Source organism: Flavobacterium restrictum (assembly GCF_007097245.1).
Classification (GTDB): Bacteria; Bacteroidota; Bacteroidia; order Flavobacteriales; family Flavobacteriaceae; genus Flavobacterium; species Flavobacterium restrictum.
The window spans coordinates 1-3,439 of record NZ_VJZT01000044.1 but is presented as its reverse complement, the minus strand read 5'-3'; the positions used below and the strand labels follow the sequence as shown (position 1 = coordinate 3,439).

The 3,439-nt window shown below is 36.5% G+C and carries 2 protein-coding genes and 1 pseudogene; all 3 read left to right on the top strand.

The window, feature by feature from the left end:
- Positions 1–434: 434 nt before the first annotated feature.
- A pseudogene (locus FNW21_RS16025) lies at positions 435–1,304 on the top strand (RHS repeat-associated core domain-containing protein); the annotation flags it as partial.
- A 7-nt stretch (positions 1,305–1,311) separates the two neighbouring features.
- The gene (locus FNW21_RS16020) at positions 1,312–1,752 is read left to right on the top strand and encodes a hypothetical protein (RefSeq protein WP_144257754.1); all 441 of its coding nucleotides are present in this window, start codon (positions 1,312–1,314) and stop codon (positions 1,750–1,752) included.
- A 257-nt stretch (positions 1,753–2,009) separates the two neighbouring features.
- Positions 2,010–3,439, top strand: a 1,430-nt coding sequence (locus FNW21_RS16015; RefSeq protein WP_317129312.1) for an RHS repeat domain-containing protein, incomplete at its 3' end; no start/stop codon positions are given.

Sequence of the window (3,439 nt, the reverse complement as noted above, 5' to 3'; positions counted from 1 at the left end):
AAACGCTCCTTGCAAGCACCGCTTTTTTTGCTTCACTTGGGGTGTTTATTGTAGAACCGCATAGTTCAATCGCCACAAGGCTATGCTCATTTTTTTAGAAGATTGCCAAGGGAAATTTATCTAAAAAACAACATTTACGTTTTGGCAATCTTCCAAAAAAATCGAGCGCACAACTAAAGCTAATCAGCCGAATTGATTTTTTAATTTATAGATTTTGGCTTTTTTGGTTGGTTTATCGATTAAAAAAACACGCTCTTTTTTTTCAATTGAAAATAAAAATTACCAAATCCAATCTTACTTTTTTTTCAACTGAAAAAAAGACTATTTTTGAAAAAGTAATACACGTTCTTACAAAAAAGGTTTTGTTCGCGGGAGTGCATAAACAAAGGCTCGGGCGAGGCAGATATTGAGCAGGCGCATACAAGTATAAGTTTAATGGGATGGAAGAATCTCAAGAACTTGGACTTAATTTATTACATCCAACCAAATTTAGGACATATGACCCTGCAATAGCTAGATTTAATGGTATTGATCCATTGGCTGAAAAGTCAAATAATATAACGCCATATTCTTTTGTTATGAATAATCCTATTCTATATAGTGATTTAACAGGTGCAGATACAACAAAATTGCGTGAGGTAGTAATTTATACAAAGAAACAAGTTCAAAATGCTTATAGTTGGTTTACAGGCGCAAATGTTGGATATACAGGCTCTGGTTGGGGACATGGTTTAAGAAGATCTCTTTCGAACCAGATAGGTATTGGTAATAGGGCTAATAATATTTTTGAACTAGGTTTACAATCTCAACTTCAAGCAGAACAAGTTAATTTAGGTGGTTCACTATTAGATAAGATTAAAGAAGATGAAGGTATGATAAAGTTTCAGAATGACATCATTAAAATTTTAAAGACAGATCCAAGATTTAAAAAATTACAGTTTATAATGAAAGGGAAGGGTGTTGTTGAATTTGGAGGAAAAAGATGGAGTAGTAAAAATGAAGATTGGGGAGCATTAAATAATAGTAATCCTATAGCTCATGGAGAAACTTGGGCGGTTGGTGGTAATCAATTAACATGGGCCACTAGACATGCTTCTGTTGGTTATAATGCTACTGTAAAATCCGACGGAACTGTTGTTATAGATTTTCAACTTAATGATAGATTGGATTTAAGTCCGAGTGAAGGAAGATCAGATGCTTACAATAACATTAGTGAGGTAACAGGTTTTCTATATCATGATGCAGTGGGAGGAAACAGTGAAATGCAAATAAATGCAAATTGGCAAATAGAAAATAAAAATTAAATAAGTTATGCGAAATTATTTTAATATTACAATTGTTTTTTTTTCCCTAATTTCTTGTAATAAGATTGAAAATAGTGAAACTCTTGACAAGAAAGATATAGAGTATATTAAGAGCTTAAAACTGTTAGAAAACGACGAGACTATATATGGTTTTTATAGCGAATACAAGAACAGTGTTGCTGGCAATTTTTTTACTAACCGAAGAATTGCTTCTTACTGGATAGATGAAAGAAATTCGAAAAGAAACAAAGTGAAATTTGCTTATTATAGTGAAATTATAAAAATTGACACAATTTATAATGCAGGTGTAACGTATAGTCCATATATGCTTGTTACTAAAGACAATGATAGTATTTTTAAAGTTAGTGTTGATGGTAAAAAAGAGGAGATTAAGGCTTTCTTTGAGGGTGCGCTTAGTGAATGGAAAAAAAAGAAGTCCAGCCTTTGAAGGCAATCCCGATCGCTCGGATATGAATAAATTTCCTCTTGTGGATAGCGCGGATTTGCAATCCGTGCCCACACAGTTAATCCCCGATCGCTCGGATATGAATAAACATCCTCGTAAGGATAGCGCGGATTTGCAATCCGTGCCCACACAGTTAAGCAAGTAATATAAATCAAAAAAGCTGTATCAAAAAATGGTATAGCTTTTTTGTGTTTAAAAGAAATGATTTCTACTACAAATTGTATTAGTTTTGTGGCTCATTGGAGTGGGCACAGAATGCAATTCTGCGCTATCCATACAAGGGACTATTTTGCATAACCGAGCGATCGGGTCTATTTTGCATAACCGAGCGATCGGGTTATACCCAAACCGACAGCAATTTTGATTTTGCAGGCAAACCCCAATATACCGAAACCAAGCACAAACGCACCAATGCCGACCCCGAATTGTTGGTCAAGGAAGAATACACTTATAGCAACCAAGGGCGATTGCTTACCCACTCCCACCAAATAAACGGCGGCAGCAAAGAACTCTTGACACAAAACAAATACGACGACCTAGGACAACTCCAAACCAAAAAAGTAGGTGGCACCACAGGACTTCAAAAAGTAGACTACAGCTACAACATTCGAGGCTGGCTCAAAGAAATTAACAAATACGATAATTTGAGTATTGACCCAGTTCTACCCGATTTATTTGGTTTTAAAATCAATTATAACGACAATGCTACCACCGCCTCACTAGGCGAAACCGTAGTCAACCAATTGTACAATGGCAATATCTCCGAAACCTATTGGAAAGTATTAGGTGCAAGCAGTGCTCAAAAATACGGCTACGAATACGACAATCTCAACCGATTGAGCAACGCCAAATATCAAGATCCTGGAAACGCAGTAGTAACCAATGCCTACAACGAAAACCTAACCTACGACAAAAACGGAAACATACAAACCCTTGTACGCAATGATGCCCTCCTGGCTCCATACTACAACACAGTGATAGATAATTTGATCTATACCTACAAAAACAACAACCCAAATCAGTTACTAAAAGTAACCGACAACAGCTTAATTAGCAAAGGCTTTTTGGATGTGTCAGGCGACGATTACACCTACGATGCTAACGGGAATATGACCACTGACAACAACAAAGGCATAAACACCCCAATACAATACAACCACCTCAACCTACCCACAAAAATAGATTTTGGCACAAAAGGAAATATTACTTACATTTACAATGCGCTAGGGCAAAAAGTAAGTAAAACGGTAGCCGAAACTGCAAAACCAGCAGAAACCACCGATTATTTGAGTGGTTTTCAGTACAAAAACAATACTTTACAGTATTTCCCCACAGCAGAAGGCTATGCAAACAACACCGCAGGGGTGTATAATTATGTTTACAATTACACCGATCACCTAGGCAATGTACGAGTGAGTTATACTCAACAAAGCGGCTCTTTGAAAATTTTAGAAGAAAATAATTATTACCCCTTTGGGTTGAAACACCAAATTTCGGGTCCAATTAGTGCACAACCAGAGTACAAGTATAAGTACAACGGTAAAGAACTGCAAGACGAGCTGGGGCTGAATATGTATGATTATGGAGCGAGGAATTATGACCCTGCATTAGGACGTTGGATGAATATTGATCCATTGGCTGAAATTTATAGAAGATGGTCTCCTTACAA